This is a genomic window from Nocardia sp. CA-151230 (assembly GCF_050942175.1).
In the GTDB taxonomy this organism is placed as follows: domain Bacteria; phylum Actinomycetota; class Actinomycetes; order Mycobacteriales; family Mycobacteriaceae; genus Nocardia.
The window spans coordinates 1,994,344-2,011,987 of sequence record NZ_CP192061.1 but is presented as its reverse complement, the minus strand read 5'-3'; the positions used below and the strand labels follow the sequence as shown (position 1 = coordinate 2,011,987).

At 68.9% G+C, this 17,644-nt stretch carries 23 protein-coding genes; 9 read left to right on the top strand and 14 right to left on the bottom strand.

From position 1 onward, the window contains the following. The first annotated feature begins 133 nt into the window (after positions 1–133). From ACQP1O_RS08970 to ACQP1O_RS08960, 3 genes are read left to right on the top strand one after another with little or no spacing between them, the layout of a single operon-like run. Complete coding sequence (locus tag ACQP1O_RS08970; RefSeq protein ID WP_433565369.1) at positions 134–916, top strand: class I SAM-dependent methyltransferase; 783 nt, start codon at positions 134–136, stop codon at positions 914–916. Beyond that, positions 913–2,466 carry a 1,4-alpha-glucan branching protein domain-containing protein gene (locus ACQP1O_RS08965; RefSeq protein WP_433565368.1) on the top strand — a complete coding sequence of 518 codons (1,554 nt, stop codon included), beginning with the start codon at positions 913–915 and terminating at the stop codon, positions 2,464–2,466. Before ACQP1O_RS08970 ends, ACQP1O_RS08965 begins: the two co-directional genes overlap by 4 nt. Beyond that, positions 2,463–3,725 (top strand): glycosyltransferase family 4 protein, encoded by a 1,263-nt coding sequence (locus ACQP1O_RS08960; protein ID WP_379382240.1) that lies wholly within the window; start codon positions 2,463–2,465, stop codon positions 3,723–3,725. Before ACQP1O_RS08965 ends, ACQP1O_RS08960 begins: the two co-directional genes overlap by 4 nt. A gap of 94 nt (positions 3,726–3,819) precedes the next feature. On the opposite strand, the gene ACQP1O_RS08955 is transcribed toward ACQP1O_RS08960, so the two are convergent. The 3 genes from ACQP1O_RS08955 to ACQP1O_RS08945 all read right to left on the bottom strand — a co-directional run bounded on the left by ACQP1O_RS08955 (position 3,820) and on the right by ACQP1O_RS08945 (position 5,747). Next, on the bottom strand, positions 3,820–4,254 hold the full coding sequence (locus ACQP1O_RS08955) for a cupin domain-containing protein (protein WP_433565367.1): 435 nt from the start codon (positions 4,252–4,254) through the stop codon (positions 3,820–3,822). Positions 4,255–4,391: 137 nt separating this feature from the next. Next, positions 4,392–4,931 (bottom strand): DUF1697 domain-containing protein, encoded by a 540-nt coding sequence (locus tag ACQP1O_RS08950; RefSeq protein ID WP_433565366.1) that lies wholly within the window; start codon positions 4,929–4,931, stop codon positions 4,392–4,394. 69 nt (positions 4,932–5,000) lie between these two features. Continuing rightward, on the bottom strand, positions 5,001–5,747 hold the full coding sequence (locus tag ACQP1O_RS08945) for an acyltransferase (protein ID WP_379382245.1): 747 nt from the start codon (positions 5,745–5,747) through the stop codon (positions 5,001–5,003). 139 nt (positions 5,748–5,886) lie between these two features. On the opposite strand from ACQP1O_RS08945, the gene ACQP1O_RS08940 reads away from it, so the two are divergent. The 3 genes from ACQP1O_RS08940 (at position 5,887) to ACQP1O_RS08930 (ending at position 7,603) form a co-directional block, all read left to right on the top strand. Beyond that, complete coding sequence (locus ACQP1O_RS08940; RefSeq protein WP_433565365.1) at positions 5,887–7,224, top strand: PQQ-binding-like beta-propeller repeat protein; 1,338 nt, start codon at positions 5,887–5,889, stop codon at positions 7,222–7,224. A 98-nt stretch (positions 7,225–7,322) separates the two neighbouring features. After that, positions 7,323–7,466: a hypothetical protein gene (locus ACQP1O_RS08935; RefSeq protein ID WP_433565364.1), complete on the top strand. Its 144-nt coding sequence runs from the start codon at positions 7,323–7,325 to the stop codon at positions 7,464–7,466. Further along, on the top strand, positions 7,466–7,603 hold the full coding sequence (locus ACQP1O_RS08930; RefSeq protein ID WP_433565363.1) for a hypothetical protein: 138 nt from the start codon (positions 7,466–7,468) through the stop codon (positions 7,601–7,603). The genes ACQP1O_RS08935 and ACQP1O_RS08930 overlap by 1 nt, the downstream gene beginning before the upstream one ends. A gap of 9 nt (positions 7,604–7,612) precedes the next feature. Here the strand turns inward: ACQP1O_RS08930 and ACQP1O_RS08925 are convergent, their stop codons facing one another. Beyond that, positions 7,613–8,047: a MarR family winged helix-turn-helix transcriptional regulator gene (locus ACQP1O_RS08925; protein ID WP_433565362.1), complete on the bottom strand. Its 435-nt coding sequence runs from the start codon at positions 8,045–8,047 to the stop codon at positions 7,613–7,615. Between the two features lie 68 nt (positions 8,048–8,115). Between ACQP1O_RS08925 and ACQP1O_RS08920 the strand changes: the two genes are divergently transcribed. Continuing rightward, on the top strand, positions 8,116–8,577 hold the full coding sequence (locus ACQP1O_RS08920) for a MarR family winged helix-turn-helix transcriptional regulator (RefSeq protein ID WP_433565361.1): 462 nt from the start codon (positions 8,116–8,118) through the stop codon (positions 8,575–8,577). Between the two features lie 3 nt (positions 8,578–8,580). Here the strand turns inward: ACQP1O_RS08920 and ACQP1O_RS08915 are convergent, their stop codons facing one another. Beyond that, complete coding sequence (locus ACQP1O_RS08915; RefSeq protein WP_433567627.1) at positions 8,581–9,015, bottom strand: MarR family winged helix-turn-helix transcriptional regulator; 435 nt, start codon at positions 9,013–9,015, stop codon at positions 8,581–8,583. Between the two features lie 125 nt (positions 9,016–9,140). On the opposite strand from ACQP1O_RS08915, the gene ACQP1O_RS08910 reads away from it, so the two are divergent. Together ACQP1O_RS08910 and ACQP1O_RS08905 are read left to right on the top strand one after the other, a co-directional pair. Then, positions 9,141–10,166: an SMP-30/gluconolactonase/LRE family protein gene (locus tag ACQP1O_RS08910; RefSeq protein WP_433565360.1), complete on the top strand. Its 1,026-nt coding sequence runs from the start codon at positions 9,141–9,143 to the stop codon at positions 10,164–10,166. Between the two features lie 11 nt (positions 10,167–10,177). Then, positions 10,178–10,576 (top strand): PPOX class F420-dependent oxidoreductase, encoded by a 399-nt coding sequence (locus tag ACQP1O_RS08905; RefSeq protein WP_433565359.1) that lies wholly within the window; start codon positions 10,178–10,180, stop codon positions 10,574–10,576. A 33-nt stretch (positions 10,577–10,609) separates the two neighbouring features. Here ACQP1O_RS08905 and ACQP1O_RS08900 read toward each other — a convergent pair whose 3' ends face one another. From ACQP1O_RS08900 to ACQP1O_RS08860, 9 genes are all read right to left on the bottom strand, one after another. Further along, positions 10,610–11,773: a THUMP-like domain-containing protein gene (locus tag ACQP1O_RS08900; RefSeq protein WP_433565358.1), complete on the bottom strand. Its 1,164-nt coding sequence runs from the start codon at positions 11,771–11,773 to the stop codon at positions 10,610–10,612. A gap of 18 nt (positions 11,774–11,791) precedes the next feature. Further along, positions 11,792–12,769, bottom strand: coding sequence for a class I SAM-dependent methyltransferase (locus tag ACQP1O_RS08895; RefSeq protein WP_356997469.1), 978 nt, complete (start codon positions 12,767–12,769; stop codon positions 11,792–11,794). 47 nt (positions 12,770–12,816) lie between these two features. Beyond that, on the bottom strand, positions 12,817–13,584 hold the full coding sequence (locus tag ACQP1O_RS08890) for an enoyl-CoA hydratase-related protein (protein ID WP_433565357.1): 768 nt from the start codon (positions 13,582–13,584) through the stop codon (positions 12,817–12,819). A 55-nt stretch (positions 13,585–13,639) separates the two neighbouring features. Next, a complete protein-coding gene (locus tag ACQP1O_RS08885; RefSeq protein ID WP_433567626.1) occupies positions 13,640–14,485 on the bottom strand; it encodes an NUDIX hydrolase in 846 nt (281 codons plus the stop codon). A 94-nt stretch (positions 14,486–14,579) separates the two neighbouring features. Next, positions 14,580–15,026 carry a MoaF-related domain-containing protein gene (locus ACQP1O_RS08880; RefSeq protein ID WP_433565356.1) on the bottom strand — a complete coding sequence of 149 codons (447 nt, stop codon included), beginning with the start codon at positions 15,024–15,026 and terminating at the stop codon, positions 14,580–14,582. A 107-nt stretch (positions 15,027–15,133) separates the two neighbouring features. Beyond that, complete coding sequence (locus ACQP1O_RS08875) at positions 15,134–15,967, bottom strand: ABC transporter ATP-binding protein (protein ID WP_433565355.1); 834 nt, start codon at positions 15,965–15,967, stop codon at positions 15,134–15,136. A gap of 25 nt (positions 15,968–15,992) precedes the next feature. Next, entirely contained in the window at positions 15,993–16,283 is a 291-nt protein-coding gene (locus ACQP1O_RS08870) for a hypothetical protein (protein ID WP_379437706.1), read from the bottom strand. A gap of 54 nt (positions 16,284–16,337) precedes the next feature. Further along, positions 16,338–17,081, bottom strand: coding sequence for a peptidyl-tRNA hydrolase (locus ACQP1O_RS08865; protein WP_433565354.1), 744 nt, complete (start codon positions 17,079–17,081; stop codon positions 16,338–16,340). Between the two features lie 25 nt (positions 17,082–17,106). Next, positions 17,107–17,517, bottom strand: coding sequence for a protease inhibitor I42 family protein (locus ACQP1O_RS08860; RefSeq protein ID WP_433565353.1), 411 nt, complete (start codon positions 17,515–17,517; stop codon positions 17,107–17,109). Positions 17,518–17,644: the final 127 nt, after the last annotated feature.

The following is a 17,644-nucleotide window of genomic DNA, read 5'->3' as shown; positions in this document are numbered from 1 at the left end:
CACGTACGTCCACAAGTAGCTCGTCCGGGAGATTACCCTACGTTAAGTTACTCGTGGGTAACTTAGCGTGTGACTTTCTGCATCGGATGATCCGGTCGCGGGTGTGATATGGACAACCGCTAACGTCGGAGCAATGAGCGAGGCCGTGAGTCCTGTTGAAAACCCCACCGATCCCTTGCCTTTGACCGGTGAGCGGACGGTGCCCGGCATCGCCGAGGAGAACTACTGGTTCCGGCGGCACGAAATCGCCTACGTGCGCATGCTGGAGCACTGCGCGGGCAAGGTCGTGCTCGAGGCCGGCAGCGGAGAAGGCTACGGCGCCAATATGATCGCCGACGTCGCCGCGCAGGTCACCGGCCTGGACTACGACGACAGCGCGGTAGCGCACGTGCGCGCCAAGTACCCGCGGGTGCGGATGGTGCAGGGCAATCTGGCCGAGCTGCCGCTCGACGACGCCTCGGTCGACATCGTGGTGAACTTCCAAGTGATCGAGCACCTTTGGGACCAGGCGCAGTTCCTGCGCGAATGCCTGCGGGTGCTGCGGCCCGGCGGCAAGCTGCTGATCTCCACCCCCAACCGGATCACCTTCTCCCCCGGGCGCGATACGCCGCTCAACCCTTTCCACACGCGTGAGCTGAATGCCGCCGAGATGACCGAGCTTCTCGTCGAGGCCGGTTTCACCGTGGAGCTGATGGCCGGCATCTTCCACGGGCCCGAACTGGTGGCGCTGGACGCGAAGTGGGGCGGGTCGATCATCGACGCGCAGATCGAGCGGGCGCTGGCGGGCGAGCCGTGGCCGGCGGAGCTGGCGGCCGACGTGGCCGCCGTGCGCATCGACGATTTCGAACTGGTCGCCGACACCGAGCGGGATATCGACGCCAGCCTGGATCTGCTGGCCATCGCGGTGAAGCCGTGACGGACAAGCTTTCCGCGGTGCCGGGCCAGTTCACGCTGGTCCTGCACTCACATCTGCCGTGGCTGGCCCATCACGGGCGCTGGCCCGTCGGCGAGGAGTGGCTGTACCAGTCGTGGGCGGCGTCCTACCTGCCTGTGGCGAAGGTGCTGAGAACCCTTGCGGCCGAAGGCCGTTCGCACCTGATCAGCCTGGGGATCACGCCGGTGCTGGCGGCGCAGCTGGATGATCCGCACTGTTTGAAGGGCATGCACCACTGGCTGGGCAACTGGCGGCTCCGCGCCGACGAGGCGTCCATGGCGGGCAATACCGCGCTCGGCGGGCACGAACACCGGCTCGCCGCAACCGCTCTCGACGATTTCGAGACGCGCTGGATGCACGGGGCCTCGCCGGTGTGGCGCGAGCTCATCGACGCCGAGGCGATCGAATTGCTGGGCGGGCCGCTGTCGCATCCGTTCCAGCCGCTGCTGGATCCGCGGCTGCGCGAGTACGAACTGACCGAGGGACTGGCGGACGCGCGCGCCCGATGGGGGCACACGCCCTCCGGCATCTGGGCCCCCGAGTGCGGGTTCACGCCCGGGATGGAACGGACCTACGACAAGGTCGGCATCTCGCACTTCATGGTCGACGGTCCCGCGCTGCGCGGTGACACCACGCTCGGGCGGCCGGTGTGGGATTCGGATGTGGTGGCCTTCGGGCGCGACCTGGCGGTCAGCTACCGGGTGTGGTCGCCGAAATCCGGGTACCCGGGGCAGCCCTACTACCGTGATTTCCATCACTACGATCACGCCACCGGACTGAAACCGGCGCGCGTCACCGGCAAGACGGTCGCGGGTCCCGACAAGGCCCCCTATGATCCCGAACTCGCGGCCGCGGCCATCGAGAAGGACGTCGCGGACTTCGTGGCGACCGTGCGGGAGCGGCTGATCTCGGAGTCGGAACGGATCGGTCGCCCGGCCCTGGTGGTGGCCGCGTTCGACACCGAACTGTTCGGGCACTGGTGGCACGAGGGCCCGCAGTGGCTCGAACAGGTGCTGCGCGCACTGCCCGAGGCGGGGGTCACCGTCGGCACACTCGCCGATGCGCGGGCCCGTGGTTACGTGGGCGAACACGTCGAATTGGCCGACTCCTCCTGGGGTTCGGGCAAGGACTGGCGGGTGTGGGCCGGAGACCAGGTCGCCGATCTGGTCGAGCTCAACGCCGAGGTGGTGCGGCTGGCCCTGGACACCCTCGACAAGATGCGGGTGAACGCCGGATCGATACAGAACGACCGATTCGGGCTCCGCGACACGGTTGCCGACCAGCTGCTGCGCGAGGCGATCCTCGCCGTTTCCAGCGACTGGGCATTCATGGTGTCCAAGGATTCCGCGGCCGGATACGCGCGTGACCGCGCCCATGAGCACGCCCACGCCGTGCGCGAGATCGCCGCGGCGGTGGCGGCCGGGCAACTCGCCAAAGCGGGGCAGTTGGCGGCAGGATGGTACGCGGCCGACGGACTCTTCCCCGCGCTCGATGCGCGCAGGCTCGGCCCCTCTTCAGAAGGACCCGCATGAAGATCTTGATGGTGTCGTGGGAGTACCCACCCGTCGTAGTCGGTGGGCTGGGCCGCCACGTGCATCACCTCGCCGTCGAACTGGCCGCCGCCGGGCACGAAGTCGTCGTGCTGGCGCGCCGTCCGATGGGCACCGACGCCACCACCCACCCGACGCACTCCTTCATCGAGGAGGGCGTGCTGGTGGTGGCGGTCGCCGAGGATCCGCCGTCCTTCGATTTCGGCGAGGACATGCTGGCCTGGACGCTGGCCATGGGCCACGCCATGGTGCGAGCCGGCATCGCGCTGAACAAGCCCGGCATCGGCGAGGGCTGGACACCGGACGTGGTGCACGCGCACGACTGGCTGGTCGCGCACCCGGCCATCACGCTGGCCGAGTACTACGACGTGCCACTGGTTTCCACCATTCACGCCACCGAGGCGGGCCGGCACAGCGGCTGGGTGTCGGGACGGGTGAATCGGCAGGTGCACTCGGTGGAGTGGTGGCTGGCGCACGAATCCGACGCGCTCATCACCTGTTCGGAGTCGATGAAGGACGAGGTGCACCGGCTCTACGGCGCCGAGCGGGTGCCGATGACGGTGATCCGCAACGGTATCGACGTGGGCGCGTGGACCTTCCGTGAGCGCGCGCCCCGCTCCGGTCCGCCGCGGCTGCTGTACGTGGGCCGGCTGGAATACGAGAAGGGCATCCAGGACGCGATTGCCGCGCTGCCGCGGATCCGCAAGGCGCACCCGGGCACGACCCTGACGGTGGCCGGTATCGGCACCCAATTCGATTGGCTGCGTGAGCGGGCCCGCGCGCATCGGGTGGCGCGGGCGGTCAACTTCGTGGGCAAGCTCGACCACACCGACCTGCTCGGCTGGCTGCACAGCGCCGACGCCATCGTGCTGCCCAGCCGCTACGAGCCCTTCGGCATCGTCGCGCTGGAGGCGGCGGCCGCGGGCACCCCGCTGGTCACCTCCACCGCCGGTGGGCTCGGCGACCTGGTCACCGACGGCGTCACCGGCGCCTCCTTCGAACCGGCCGACGTGAACGGCGTTGCGGACGCGGTGATTTCGGTGCTCGACGATCCGGCTGCCGCTCAGGATCGCGCCTGGTCCGCTCGCGAACGGTTGACCGCCGACTTCGCCTGGGATGTCGTTGCCGAGGAAACCGCCCTCGTCTACCAATCCGCCAAGCGCCGCGTCCGCACTCCCCTGGGCCGCCCGGTCATCGCGGAACGCCCACTCCCCGAACGCGACCCGAACCAGCCGTACTGAGCCTCTCGGCTCGGATTCGCCTGGTACATCCCTGCGCCCCGAATTGGAACGAGTTCTAATTCGGGGTCAGCAGACGCTCGACCCCGGCAGACGGTCAGTCGAACGGGCATCCCGGATTCGGCGCATCCTCGGACAGCGGACTGCCCGCGGGCAGGACATACAGCACGTCGAGAACCTGGGGCTCGGTGCCCGGATTCCGTTCGAGATGCACGTTCCCCGCCCCGGCCCGCTCCACGAACGTGGTACCCGGCCCGCCGGTCTGATCCACCGCGCAGTCCGACCCGTAATGGCTCAGCTCCCCCTGCCGCACCAGCGCGTACAACGTCCCATCGTGGTAATGCCACCCGGTGGAACCGCCTGGCGCCACGGTGATTTCGCGCAGAATGTAGTCCATACCGCCGATGGTGGTCTGGGAGAGGATCACCGCACTGATGCCGGTGGACGGCGTCGCATGAGCATTCGCGGCGAGCGATCCCACCAGCGCGACAGACGCCACACCGGTCAGCACAGCTCGGAATCCGAGAGTCACCGGCCCACGGTATCGCGCCCCACGACGGCCCGCAGGCCGACGCGAAAACCCGCGCACCGGGGACCGGGGAGCGCCGTCCTGAACGTGACCGCCACCCGGCAGCCGTGGATCAGGCCCGCCCGGCACAGCGAAATGCGTTAGGCGTCCATCTTTTTGAGGGCCTTCTGGACCGTCAGGAAGGTGCGGGTCGTGATGTCCTTGCCGTAGGCCTTCTCGACGACGGCCATGAAGCCCGTGGTGCTGGGGTCGGTGTTGTCGATGACCGAGAGCAGCGCGTGGCAGGGCTCGTCGAAGCGGACGAGGCGGACGGTGGATTCGCCTTCGGGGAATTCGGGGAGGGACTTCGGGATCTCGCGGACGAAGGTGACCGTCAGGTAGGTCTCGCGGCCGTGGGTGAGGCCGGCGAAGGGGTCGGAGTCCACGAGGGCCTGGAGCTGGGCGTGGGTGCGGATCAGGGTGCCGCCGGGGATGCCCAGTTCGGAGTTGAGGGTCTGCTGGATCTTCGATTCCAGGGCGGGGACATCCGAGTCCGCGGACCGGAAGACGACATTGCCACTGGTGAGCAGGGTGCTCACCTTCTCGAAACCGAGACCCTCGAAGACGCCGCGCAGTTTCTCACTGCGCATATTGGGGTTGGTGGGCATGATCCCGCGCAGGAAGGCGGCGTAGCGGTGCATGCGCCTGAACGTACCGGGCAGGCATGACAGAGGCCGGGCATCGCGGCCCGGCCTCTGTGCGGTGACGTGTCAGGAAGCGGTGGCGCCGCTCTTCTTGCGCTCGATGTCCGCGAGGGCGGCCAGGTGGGCGGCGCGCTTCTCGGCGGCGGAGTCCCAGGCGTCCTTGCGGTTCTTGACCACCTTGGCGGGGGCGCCGACGGCGATGGAGTAGTCGGGGACGTCGCCCTTGACCACGGCGTGGGCGCCGAGCACGCAGCCGCGGCCGACCCGGGTGGAGCGCAGCACGGTGACCTTGGCGGCGATCCAGGTGTCGGGGCCGATGCGCACCGGGGACTTCACGATGCCCTGGTCCTTGATGGGCAGGTTGATGTCGTCGGTGACATGGTCGAAGTCGCAGATGTAGCACCAGTCGGCGACCAGGGTGGATTCGCCGATCTCGATATCGAGGTAGGTGTTGACGACATTGTCCTTACCGAACACCACCTTGTCGCCGATGCGCAGCGAACCCTCGTGGCAGCGAATGGCATTACCGTCGCCGATGTGCACCCAGCGGCCGATCTCCAGCCGGCCCAGCTCCGGGGTGGCGTGGATTTCGACCCTGCGGCCCAGGAAGACCATGCCGCGCAACACCACGTGCGGATTGGCCATCTTGAACTTGAACAGCCGGTAGTAGCGCACCAGATACCAGGGCGTGTAGGCGCGATTGGCGAGAACCCACTTGAGCGACGCCGGGGTGAGGAAACGCGCCTGCTCCGGATCACGGCGGCGCGACCCCCGCCAACGCGAGCGCAACGGTGCGCCCCACATGCTCGTCACGAACTACTCCCTGTGTTCACCGGTCGTTTCAACGAGGGTATCCGCCCCCTTCACAGGGCGTGAAAGTAGGCTGTGCTCCGGCTGTAGCGGCCCGGCGAGAAACTACAGACTTCCGTACTGGCAGAAGGGACACCAGCAGGTGCGAAACGGCAGGCGGCGGACCGGACGTGAACGACGCACCCGCACCGGGGCGAAGGTGCTGGCCCTGGCGAGCGCCGGGCTGTTCACACTGACCGCGTGCGCGTACGGCAGCACCAAGGTCGACGATATCGGCGTGGGCCCGGGCAAGGGGTGGCCGCTGGCCTTCCGCGACGCGCACAACAGCGGGTCGAGTCCGGTTACCGGGTCGCGGAAGCTGGCGCTGAATTGGTCTCGCCCCGTGGGCGGTCCGGTCGCGCAGCCGGTGACCATCGGCGGCGACGGGCAGCTGTACGTCACCACCCGCGCCAACGCCTGCAATATTCTCTCGTTCCAGATGCCGACCGGGCGCAAGCGGTTCTGCAATCCGATGGGTCCCAGCGCCGTCGACGGCGGCTCCGCGGTGGACGGCATCGGCAATGTGTACGTCGGCGACGACGGCGCGGTGAACTCGTTCAACAATCTCGGGCAGCCGCGCTGGCGCACCCCGGCCGCCGGGACACCGGTATCGGTGCAGTTCACCGGTGACGGAAATGTCTTGTCGGTGACCCAGTCCGGACAGGTGGACGTGCTCAGCCGGCAGACCGGCGATCGGCAGGTGTCCACCTTCCAGCTGCTCGGCGAGCCCGACTTCCTGACCAACCCGTCACTGAGCCGGCCACCGGACGGTCAGGGCCTGGAGGACTGCGCGACCGGCGGACCGCAGTGCCCGATCGCGAATGTGTCGGCGGTGGACCAGAAGTCGGGGCGTTTCTACGCGACCGTGTGGAAGCCGGGCGACAAGGCGGCCGCGCTGATCGCACTCACCTACGGCGGCAAGGACATTCACGTCGACTGGACCGCGCAGCTGCTCGAGCAGGGCAGCGCCACCAGCCCGGCGCTGTCGGCCGACGGGTCCACGGTGTATGTCGGCGACAACACCAACCGGCTGCTGGCCGTGGACGCCGCCACCGGGCACACCAAATGGGTGCAGGATCTGGGTTTCCCGGCCCGCGGCGGCATCTCGGTGGCCGACGGACTGCTGGTCCCCGCCGGCGACGAGGGTCATCTGGTCGCGCTGCGAGACAAGGGTGGCAGCGCCGAGATCGCCTGGGAACGCAAGGATCTGGAGCTGCGCGGGCGGCCGGTCCAGACGGCGGGCGGGACCGGGTACACGGTCGCGCCGATCGGCGACAAGCTGACGCTGGTCACCTTCGACACGAAGACCGGCGCCACGGTGCAGTCGAACGAGCTGCCCGGCGCGCAGGGCACGACCGTGGCCACCGCCGTGGGCGATCAGGGCGAGGTCGTGGTGACCACCCGCATCGGTGAGCTGTTCGTGTTCAAACCCGAGAAGTGACACCGCCTCCGGCTTGACCCTGACGCTGGGTCGACCCTCCATCCTGGTGCCGGGAGTCTCCCGGAACGACCGGAACAGCTCCGGGATGGCGAAGGACGATGACAACGACCGAAACGGACAACGCCCCGGCCATCCGGGTGCGGGGTCTCGAGAAGTCGTACGGACAGCTCGAAGTGCTGAGCGGCGTGGACTTCGATGCGCCGAGCAGCGCGAAGATGCTGCCCCGCTCCACATCGAAGTGATGGACGATCATTTCGTCGACCTGCTGGATACGACCATGCTCGAGACCTCACCGGTCGTCGAACGGCTCATGGCGATCCTGGCCGAGCGGGGCTGGAAGGGCTGGACCCGGGTCGAGCGGGTGCCACCTCGGCCGTGACGGCCCCCGCTACCGCAGGGTCAGCGCGAACGCGTCGACATTCGCGGAGACGCGCCGCAGCAGATCCAGCAGGGTGCGGTAGTCGTCGTCGCTGAGGCCCTCGGTGACGGCCCGCCGTTGAATCTGGATGCGCCGGAACAGTTCTGCGTGCACGTCGATGCCTTCCGGGGTGAGGGCGTGGCTGCCCGCGTCATCGAGCACGATCCAGCCTCGGCCCGCCAGTGCGCCGAGATACGGTGCGGCCGTGGGGTCCTGGGCGTTCAGGAACGGCGCGAGCGCCACATCGAGTCCGGCGGGGTCGAGCGGGCCGCCGGAGAGGGTGTGCAGGATCTGCCAGTGGCGGCGCACCAGCCCTTCGGTGGCCAGCAGGGCGGCGAAGTTCTCTTCGAGGGTCTTGTCGATGTGCTTGAACCAGTAGCCGATCGGCTTCGGGGTGTCGGTCATGAGCGTGTCCAATCAGTTGTCACATTACATATACATGTACTTTAGCAAGTAATTGTACGATGACAAGCGTGAAGGACAACGACCCCGCGATCGTCGCCATCGAGCGCGCCATGGTGGCGATCCGGCGCAGCCAGACCCGGCGTGCGCTCAGTAGATTCGCGGCCCGCGGGGGCGGACCGGCCGTCGATCCGACCATCTTCGGCGTGCTCGACGCGGTCGAGGCGCGCGACGGCGAGGCCACCGTCACCGATATCGCGACCGCGCTGGGCGTGGATCAGCCCCGCGCCAGCCGCCTGGTGGCACGCGCGGTCAGCGAAGGCATGCTGGAACGCCGTGCCGACCAGCACGACGCACGACGCATCCACCTGCACCTGACGCCGGCCGCGCAGACCGCACTGAACCGCGCCCACGCCAACCGGCAGGCCGTCTTCGCCGAGGCGACCGCGGCCTGGGGCGAGCGGGACCGCACCGAATTCGCCCGGCTGCTCACCAGATTCGTCGCCGACTTCGGCGCCGTCAGCGACCGTTAGGGATCAGTCCGGCCGCACCGAATCGAGCAGGGTGGCCGCGCGTTCGAGCATGGACACGAGCGCCTCCCGCTCGGCATCGCTGAACTCCGCGGCCAGCGCGCGCTCGACCGGGACCGCCCGCTTGTCGGCGGCGTGCATGACGGTGCGGCCCTCCTCGGTGAGCCGGGTCTCGAGCACATTGCGATGCCAGGCGTGCGGCGTGCGCTCGATGAGGCCGCGCTCGCGCAGATTGGTGAGCACCGTGTTCATGGTGGGCGGCGTGACGCCGCAGCGCCGCGCCAGCTCGGCCGCCGAAATGCCCGGGTTCTCACTCAGCACGTAGAGGGCCGCGTACTGCGGGATCGTCACGCCCGCGGGTTTGAGGGCGGCGTTCTTCGCACCCATCAGCGCCTGTTCGGCGCGCTTGATGAAGGTCCCCAGGCGTTCTTCGACCGGCATCGACGTCACCCGGGCATGATAGCTCACGCAGTTGTTCGAGCCTTGACGATCATTAGAGTTCTAATCTATCTTCGCTCTCGCACTCAAATGTCATCTCTACCCACCGGGATCGAAAGGCACGATCTATGTCCCACCCGATTCGCCGCTGGGCCGCGCCCGCGGTGACGGCGGCGCTGCTGCTGGCGTCGGCGGCGTGCAGTACCGGCGACGCGGCGGCGCCGGGCGCCGCGCCCGACCACGACACCCCGGCGCCCGACCGCATCACCACCGCGTACGACCTGCCCGAGCGCGCGTATCCGGAGAGCATCACCGTCGATCCGCGCACCGGCGACGTGTACGCCAGCTCGTTCCTCACCGGCGCGATCTACCGGGCCACGCCGGGCACGACCGCGGCCGAGACCTTCCTGGCCGCGGGCGCGGACGGACGCCGGACCGCCAACGGCGTGCAGGTCGATGCCGCCGGGCGGCTCTGGGTGATCGACCACACCGCGGGAATCACGGTGTACGACACCGGGACTCGCGCTCTGCTCGCCCGCTTCGACGTGCCGGCCGCCGGGCAGCCGTTCGTCAACGATCTGGCCATCACCCCGGACGGCAGCGTCTATGTCACCGACAGCGTGCGGAACGTGGTCTACCGCATCGGACCGGACCAGCTCGCCGACGCGCTCGCGCACGGCGGTCACGGCGGCGAACTGCGGGTCCACCTCGACCTCGGCGCCGCCAAGGACCCGGCCGCACGGAATCCCATGACCCTCAACGGCATTGCCGCCGACGACGCGGGCCGGTACCTGATCGTGGTCGACATGACCAACGGCGACCTCTACCGGGTCTCGACCGGACCGCAGCCGACCGTGCAACGGGTCGCCCGCACCGGCGGCGACGCACTCGACGGCGATGGCCTGGAACTGCGCGGCGACACCCTGTGGGTGGTGCACAACAAGGGGAACGCCGTGTCCCGCTGGCGGCTCGGCGACGACGGCGCGAAAGCCGAACTGCAGCACCGGGTCACCGACCCCGCGCTCGACATCCCCACTTCGATCGTGCACACCGTCGGCCACGCGCTGGTCACGGTCTCCCAGTTCGACAAGAACGGCCCCTACGGCGACGGCGTCCCCGCCGGCTTCCGCATCGTCGAGATCTCCCAACTCTGAAGGAGCACACCGTGACCCACCCCGTCATCCCCGAGAAGTACACCGACCTGCTGACCCGTCCGCTGTTCGCGCACCTGGCCACCCTGAATCCGGACGGCACCCCGCAGGTCACCCCGGTCTGGCAGATCTGGGACGGTGAGTACCTGCGCTTCACCACGACCACCACTCGCGCCAAGCATCGCAATACGTCTCGCGACCCGCACGTGGCGGTGAGCATCAACGATCCCGAAGCTCCCTACCGCTACCTCGAGGTACGCGGCGTCATCGAACGCATCGACGCCGACCGCCAGGGCGAGTTCTTCGACGTGCTGGCGCAGCGGTATGGCCTGGCCTACGACAAGCCGGTCGGCGACCATCCGCACCGCGTCGTCCTCGTCATGCGGCCCACCCACGTCAGCTATCAGGGCTGAAACAGGGCGAGCTGCCGGGGCGGAGACGCCGCGCTAGGGCGTGGCGCAGAGGAAAACCGTTGCCGCCCGGCCGATTCGGGTGACGACCAGCGTATGCGGCTGGGAGCCTCGCGGTTTGAGCCGGGCACGGAGCGCGTCCGGGTCGATATCGACGCCGCGCGCGAGGATCTCCAGTGGACCGCAGTCGCGCCGATGCAACTCGGCCCGTAGCGGCTTCTCCCGGAATTCCATCCGATCGAGCACCCGGAACCCCCGCACACCCTCCGGAACCCGGTCACCGGTCAGGTAGGCAATGCGCGGATCCAGCTGCCACAGCCCGTGTTTCGCGGCGTAGTGCCGCACCAGCCCCGCACGGACGACCGCCCCGTCCGGGTCGATGATCCACTCCCCCGGCCCACGCTCGGGGATATCGTCGGGATCGGCATCGGTGAGTGTCCAGGGCGCGCCGGTGGACGAGAGCACGGTCGCACGACGGGTCACACCCGGCTCCGCCAAACCCGGTGACCAGAGGCAGGCTTCCCGCACCGCCCCGTCGAGCGAGACGACCTCGATCTCCCCCTCCCACCCGAGTTTGTCGAAATCCAGTCCGGGAGCACACTTCACGGCCAGGTCCCGCCCGGTGTAGGCCGCCAGCAGATCCGGCAGCGGCGGCTGCAGCTTCGCCGGATCGTGCGTCCGCCGCCCATCCGCCCGCCGCGCCGGATCGGCGATCACGACCTCAGCGGTACTGCACGGCACCAGCGCATCCGCCTTGACCAGCAATACATTTCGTCGCGCGGCGATATTGTGTGCCGCCATGGCGAGGCGGATGTCATCGAGGTCGCTGCCGATGACCCCGGGGCAGACGTCGGCGAGGGCCGTGAGTTCGGCGCCGATGGAGCAGGTGACGTCGTGAACGGTGCGGCCCGCGAGGCGTCGGGCGCGGTGGCGGGCCACGGGTGACGGGGTGGCCTGCTGGAGGGCGTCGTCGGTGAACAGCCACTCGCCCGCGCCCTCGAGTTTGGCGGCGGCGCGGCGGCGCAGGCGGACCGTTTCCACGAGGGCGGGGGCATGGTCGCCGTGGTCGCGGCGGATGCGCTCCAGGTCCTTGAGGAGCGAGGCGGGGGTGAGCGCGAAATCGCCTGCCCCGGCCAGGGCGGCCGCGCCGGCCGGACTGGCGAGGTAGGCGATATCAGCGCGAGAGAAGGCGTAGCCCACGGGGATTCGTGGACCGGCCTACTTGGCGGAGGCGCCGGGCTTCACGCCGGTGATCATGGCGTTGTAGAAGAACTGGCGGGGCACCACGTGGCGCAGCACCTTCTCGTCGAGGGCCGAGAACGCCAGCCACGCCTTGTACTGGGCCATGCGGTAGCGCCAGGTCAGCTTCTCGTCCGGCACGGCGGCCTCGAAGGTGCGCACCGGCCAGCCCCACAGGGCGGCGGCGAATTCCTCGGTCTTGGCCTGCACCTCGACGGCGCCGGCGCTGCGGGCCATGCGCTCGAGGTCGGACGGGTCGAAGGTGTGCAGGTCGACGACGGCCTCGAGGGCGGCGGCGCGGGAGGACTCGTCGAGCTCCTCCTGCGGGCGACGCCAGTCGCTGAGGAACGGCAGCTTGGTGATCTCGGTGGTGATCTTCCAGGTGACCTGGCCCAGCTTGCGGGCGTAGAGGTTGCCGATGGTGGTCGGCTCACCCGCGAACACGAACCGGCCACCCGGCTTCAGCACGCGCAGGCACTCCTTGAGCGCCAGCTCCACATCCGGGATGTGGTGCAGCACGGCGTGGCCCACGACGAGGTCGAAGGTGTCGTCCTCGTAGGGGATGGTCTCGGCGTCGGCGACCCGGCCATCCACGTCCAGACCCAGGTTCTGACCGTTGCGGGTGGCGACCTTGACCATGCCCGGAGACAGGTCGGTGACCGAGCCGCGCTTGGCGACACCCGCCTGCATCAGGTTCAGCAGGAAGAAGCCGGTGCCGCAGCCGAGTTCGAGGGCCCGGTCGTAGGGCAGCTCGGCGCTCGGGGCGACGGCGTCGAAGCGGCCGCGCGCGTACTCGATGCAGCGTTCGTCGTACGAGATGGACCACTTGTCGTCGTAGGTCTCGGCTTCCCAGTCGTGATACAGGACCTGGGCGAGCTTGTTGTCGCTATACGCGGCCTGGACCTCCGCCTCGGTGGCGTGCGGGTTCGGCGCGGGGTCTTCAGGACCAACTGTCATGCAGGGCAGCCTAATGAATACCCCGGTGAACGGTGTTATCGGGCTGCTTAACGCCCGGTGAACCGGGTCGCATCCGGACCGTCGACCAAATAAGAACGTGTTCCAACCTGCTGATCTTGGGTGCCGAACAGATCTGCCCATTCACGACGGGCCCGATCGTGGCCGTGCGTGCCCGCCTCGAACACCCGCTTGGCGGCGGCCAGAGCCGCCCGCGGACCGTCGGTGAACTGCTTCGCCCACCGCAGGGCCGCGGCGAACACCTCGTCGGGCGCGACCACCTCGTCGACCAGCCCGAGCGCCGCGGCCTCCTCCGGATCCACGAACCGGCCGCTGTACACCAGGTCCTTGGCGTGCGAGGGGCCGATCAGCAGACTCAACCAGCGGATACCGGCCAGCGGAATCAGCCCGGCCTTGATCTGCGGCAGACCCAGTTTCACGTTGTCGCCGATGATGCGGCGGTCCGCGGCCAGGGCCAGCTCCAGCCCCGCGCCGAGGGCGTATCCGCTGATGGCGGCCACGGTCGGCTGCGGCAGCCGGGCCAGGCAGCCCAGCGCCGACTGGAAATCGCCGGCCATGGCCTGCGCCTGCTCGGGGGTGAGCCGGGCCAGTTCGGCCAGTTCGTCACCGGCGGAGAACACCCGCTCGTCGCCGTAGACCACCACGGCCGCGATCGACGCGTCGGCCGCGATCTCCTCGGCGGCCGCCGCCACCTCCAGCGCCACCTGGAGATCGATCAGATTCATCGGCGGGCGTGCGATGCGGAGCACGGCGACATGCTCCGCCACTCCCCGGTCCACGGTCACGAATTCGGCCACAGCCGATCACCCTACTTCGGGCCCCGGGCACCGGGACGCCCCGCCCGGGCGGGCGCTACTCGGGTCGCTGCGAACCGCGGATGCGCGAATTGTCGGGTAGCTCGGCGAAATAGCGGTCGGCGTGCGGGAAGGCCAGCGCCGGACCGCCACCCGATGGGTCGTACACCGGCATGATCGGGGTGATGTCCCTGCTGACCGCGAGAATCTCGGCGGTGGAGGCGAATTCGTTCAGCGCCGCGAGCTGGGTCCAGGTCGGCGGCAGCAGCACGTCCACACCCTCGCGCCAACGGTCGATGGCCTCGGCGGGGGTGCACCAGGCGACCACCTCGGCCTCGGAGGTGGCGCCGTCGGCGAGCTGCCCCTCCGGCAGCACCGCGACGAAGAAGCGGGTGTCGTAGCGGCGCGGCTCGATCACGGGGGTGATCCAGTTGTCCCACGGGCGCAGCAGGTCGGCGCGCAGCACCAGGTTCTCGCGGGTGAGGAATTCGGCGAAGGACAACTCGCGGCGTTCCAGCTGCCCGCGCGCTTCGGCGTAGACCGCGGTGTCGCTGACGACGCTGTCGGCGGTCGGTCCCGCGAGCAGCACTCCGCACTCCTCGAAGGTCTCGCGCACCGCCGCGCAGACCAGCGCCTGGGCGCGGCCGGCGTCGATGCCGAATCGCTCTGCCCACCAGGCGGGTTCGGGTCCGGCCCAGTCGAGTGCGATGGACGCGTCGGAGGGGTCGACGCCGCCGCCCGGGAAGACGGTCATGCCGGCCGCGAAGGCCATGCCACCCACTCGACGCTGCAGGAACACCTCGGGCCCGTGCGCACCGTCGCGCACCAGCATGACCGTGGACGCGTCTTTGACAGGCACAGCCTTGTCGGGCGCGGCCGCGGGCTGGGATTCGGACTGGGCCATTGCTTCGCTCACCTTTCGCACCATAACCGTTGCCCCCGCTAAGCGATACCACGTGCTGCGGGTTCGCCGGTCAGTCGATCACATGGACCGATGATCAGTCGGTCACATGAATTGATCCGATGCGGGTTTCGATGACGGCCCGACCGGCGTCATCGCGCCGGGTCCAGGTGCCCTCCACCTTGCCGGTCCGATAGTCCTGCACCTGGCTGACCACCGCGCCGGTGTCGTCGGTCCAGGTAACCAGGAAGATGCCGGCCTCGATGGACGCGACCGCGACCGGCGTGGTCGACCGGCGTCCGGTGTCGGCCGCGGTGTAGGTCAGGGTGCGCCCGTCCGCCGAGAAGACAATGGTGCCGCCCGAGCCGCTGTCATAGCGGAGCTGCACCGTCCTACCGTCCAGGTCCGACGGGACCGTGGCCCTGCCCAGGGTCTCCGCCGCGTGCGAATTCGAAACCCGCTGGGCGGCCGGTGGATCGGCCACGCATCCGGTGGCGACCACCGCGATGGCCAGAATCGTGATGGCGCCGATGCTCCGGCCCACAGCCAGCTCCCTCCATCCGCGGCAGTTGCGGATAGTTTGCCCGGCGGTGGCGGCGGATGCAATCGCAGCGCGCCGCGGTTCGCGAGACAGGTTGCGGGAGGCAGCTTTCAGCGGTTGCGGTGCCGCCCGAAACGCTGGCTGCGGCGCGCGAAGTAGCGCCCCTCGATACGGTCCAGCTGAATCGACTGGCGGAACGCGTCACTCAGGTTCTCGGAGGTCAGCACATCGGTGAGCAAACCCTGCGCGACCACACTCCCCTCATTGAGGAGCATGCCGTGGGTGAAGCCCGGCGGAATCTCCTCCACGTGGTGGGTGACCAGCACGGTGGCGGGCGCATCCGGATCGGCGGCGAGATCGCCGAGCCGCTCGACCAGCTCCTCACGCCCGCCCAGATCCAGTCCGGCGGCCGGTTCGTCGAGCAGCAGCAGCTCCGGATCGGTCATGAGCGCCCGGGCGATGAGCACCCGCTTGCGCTCCCCCTCCGACAGCGTCCCGTAGGCGCGATCGGAAAGGTGTTCCGCGCCCAGGCTTTCCAGAATGTCGACGGCCCGGTCGGTGTCCATGTCGTCATAGTTCTCCCGCCAGCGGCCCATCACCGCGTAGCCGGCCGAGACCACCAGGTCGGCGACCTTCTCGTCGAGCGGGACCCGGCTGGCGATGGCGGCCGAGGACAGGCCGATGCGCGGGCGTAGCTCGTTGATGTCGACCCGGCCCAGGGTCTCGCCGAGCAGGTTGGCGACCCCGGAGGTGGGGTGCATCTCGGCGGCGGCCATGCGCAGCAGCGAGGTCTTGCCGGCGCCGTTGGGGCCGAGCACGACCCAGCGTTCGTCCAGCTCCACCTGCCAGGTGACCGGACCGACCAGGGTACGTCCGGAACGTCGGACGGTGACGTCGCTGAAATCGATGAGCAGATCGGGATCCGGTTGCGGCACGGGGTCCATCTTGGCCCACCGCCCTGGCCGCTCGTCAACGTGGTGGGAAAACTCGGTGCGTGTCCTCTCCGGAATTGCGATGGCGATAAGCGATTTCGTGTGCGCCGCCATCGAATTCCGATGGTTCGCGCTCCGGGCCCGCCAACCCGCGGTCCCGGGCATCCGCCCGCGTGGACCGGAACATGCGCGCCAGAATGAGTGCCGCCGGGACCGAGAGCGCCGCCCACACGATGAGAACAACCAGCAGTGTTGTCATTTCGGTGGTTTCCTTTCGAGGAAACGTGAATCGATCCTTGCCCACCCGTCCGGGGAAGTCGATATGCACTGCCCATATGGGTCAGTGCGCCGACCGTCCGGTTTCGCTAGTGCGACATCCGCACTACGCCACCGCGATCACGGTCGTCGACCCCGGTGCCACCTCGGTGAAACCGGCATCGCGCACCGCGACCGCGCTGCCCTCGGCCACCCGCCGCTGCAACTCCGCCCAGCGGCCCGGATCGGCCTCCGCGACGGTGCACCGGAATCCCTGCGCGGCCCATGCATACGCCCGCTGCACCGGCAGAGCGCCTGCCAGCAACATACTGGCATGCCCTACCTGCGCCGCAGCTTTCCCTACAGTCATACCCAGTTCCGCGTTCACCCATAGCACCGGAAATTCCGGATCGATTGCGATCTCCTCCTGCACCGGCAGTTCGGTGCCGCTGATCTGGAGACGCCGGATGCGCGGATCCACCTCGCCGACCGGTCCCGGCACCAGCGCCCGCGCCTGCGCACCCGCGAAATCGACTGTGACACCGTCGACTTCCTGCGCCGCCAGCCATTGCGCCCCGCGCGCCCGCCGCGCCACCTTGCGAATACGCGAGCGTTTCCAGGTCAGATAGCGCTCCTCCCACTCCCCATCGGGCCCGACCCGCTCGTCGAGGCACAGCGCCACCACCGCCGAGGCGGCGGCTGCCAGAAGTGCGCTGCGCGCCGGTGGATCGTTCTTCGGAATGTGCAGCACCATCTGCATGGCCTGCACCAGCGCCGGGTCCGCCGGATCGCCTCCGCCGCCATATCCCCGCGCCAATTCCGCGTGCCTGGCCACGAAACCGGCATCGATGGTGGATCCGACGCTCGACACAACCACTCCTACACAACCGTTCCCGCTAATGAACCGTCAGGTTCAGGGTGAAGCTCTCGGCCGGCTCGACACCCTGTTCCCAGGCTCGCTTGTATTCCAGGCTCAAACGCGTGGAACCCGCCGCGACCGCGACGAAATTCGACACCGATTTGCCGCCGACCCCGACCTTGCCGTCCGGATTCGGGTCCTGTTCGTATTCCGGCGAGCCGTTCTGCTTCACCACGTTCTGATCCAGACCGCCCAGCATCCAGGCGTATCCGGTGGTCGGGTTGGCCTCGAGGGTAATGATCAGTTCCTGACCGACCACGAGACTCACGTCCTTGCCGTCGGAGTCCGCGCCGACCCGCATCGCCGCGTGCTCGGACGGGGTCGAACTGCCGCAGCCGGCAAGCGCCAGCGCGGCCATCACCACTGCCAGCGGCATACGCACGCGCACGGACTCTCCTTCGATCGTGGCCGGACTCCCCCGACCACGGTACCGAGAGCGGAGCTGCGAGTGCCGCAACCGAATTGGACGGGTTGCGGGCCCCGCGGCAGGGCGCCTACACACCTGAGCGCGGCAG

What these genes read in the sequence shown, in the direction of transcription:
- ACQP1O_RS08970 (WP_433565369.1), top strand. Translation starts at nt 134, where the DNA reads ATGAGCGAGGCCGTGAGTCCTGTTGAAAACCCCACCGATCCCTTGCCT.
- ACQP1O_RS08960 (WP_379382240.1), top strand. Translation starts at nt 2,463, where the DNA reads ATGAAGATCTTGATGGTGTCGTGGGAGTACCCACCCGTCGTAGTCGGT.
- ACQP1O_RS08950 (WP_433565366.1), bottom strand. Translation starts at nt 4,931, where the DNA reads ATGCACCGCTACGCCGCCTTCCTGCGCGGGATCATGCCCACCAACCCC.
- ACQP1O_RS08935 (WP_433565364.1), top strand. Translation starts at nt 7,323, where the DNA reads ATGACAACGACCGAAACGGACAACGCCCCGGCCATCCGGGTGCGGGGT.
- ACQP1O_RS08930 (WP_433565363.1), top strand. Translation starts at nt 7,466, where the DNA reads ATGGACGATCATTTCGTCGACCTGCTGGATACGACCATGCTCGAGACC.
- ACQP1O_RS08925 (WP_433565362.1), bottom strand. Translation starts at nt 8,047, where the DNA reads ATGACCGACACCCCGAAGCCGATCGGCTACTGGTTCAAGCACATCGAC.
- ACQP1O_RS08915 (WP_433567627.1), bottom strand. Translation starts at nt 9,015, where the DNA reads ATGCCGGTCGAAGAACGCCTGGGGACCTTCATCAAGCGCGCCGAACAG.
- ACQP1O_RS08910 (WP_433565360.1), top strand. Translation starts at nt 9,141, where the DNA reads ATGTCCCACCCGATTCGCCGCTGGGCCGCGCCCGCGGTGACGGCGGCG.
- ACQP1O_RS08895 (WP_356997469.1), bottom strand. Translation starts at nt 12,769, where the DNA reads ATGACAGTTGGTCCTGAAGACCCCGCGCCGAACCCGCACGCCACCGAG.
- ACQP1O_RS08885 (WP_433567626.1), bottom strand. Translation starts at nt 14,485, where the DNA reads ATGGCCCAGTCCGAATCCCAGCCCGCGGCCGCGCCCGACAAGGCTGTG.
- ACQP1O_RS08875 (WP_433565355.1), bottom strand. Translation starts at nt 15,967, where the DNA reads ATGGACCCCGTGCCGCAACCGGATCCCGATCTGCTCATCGATTTCAGC.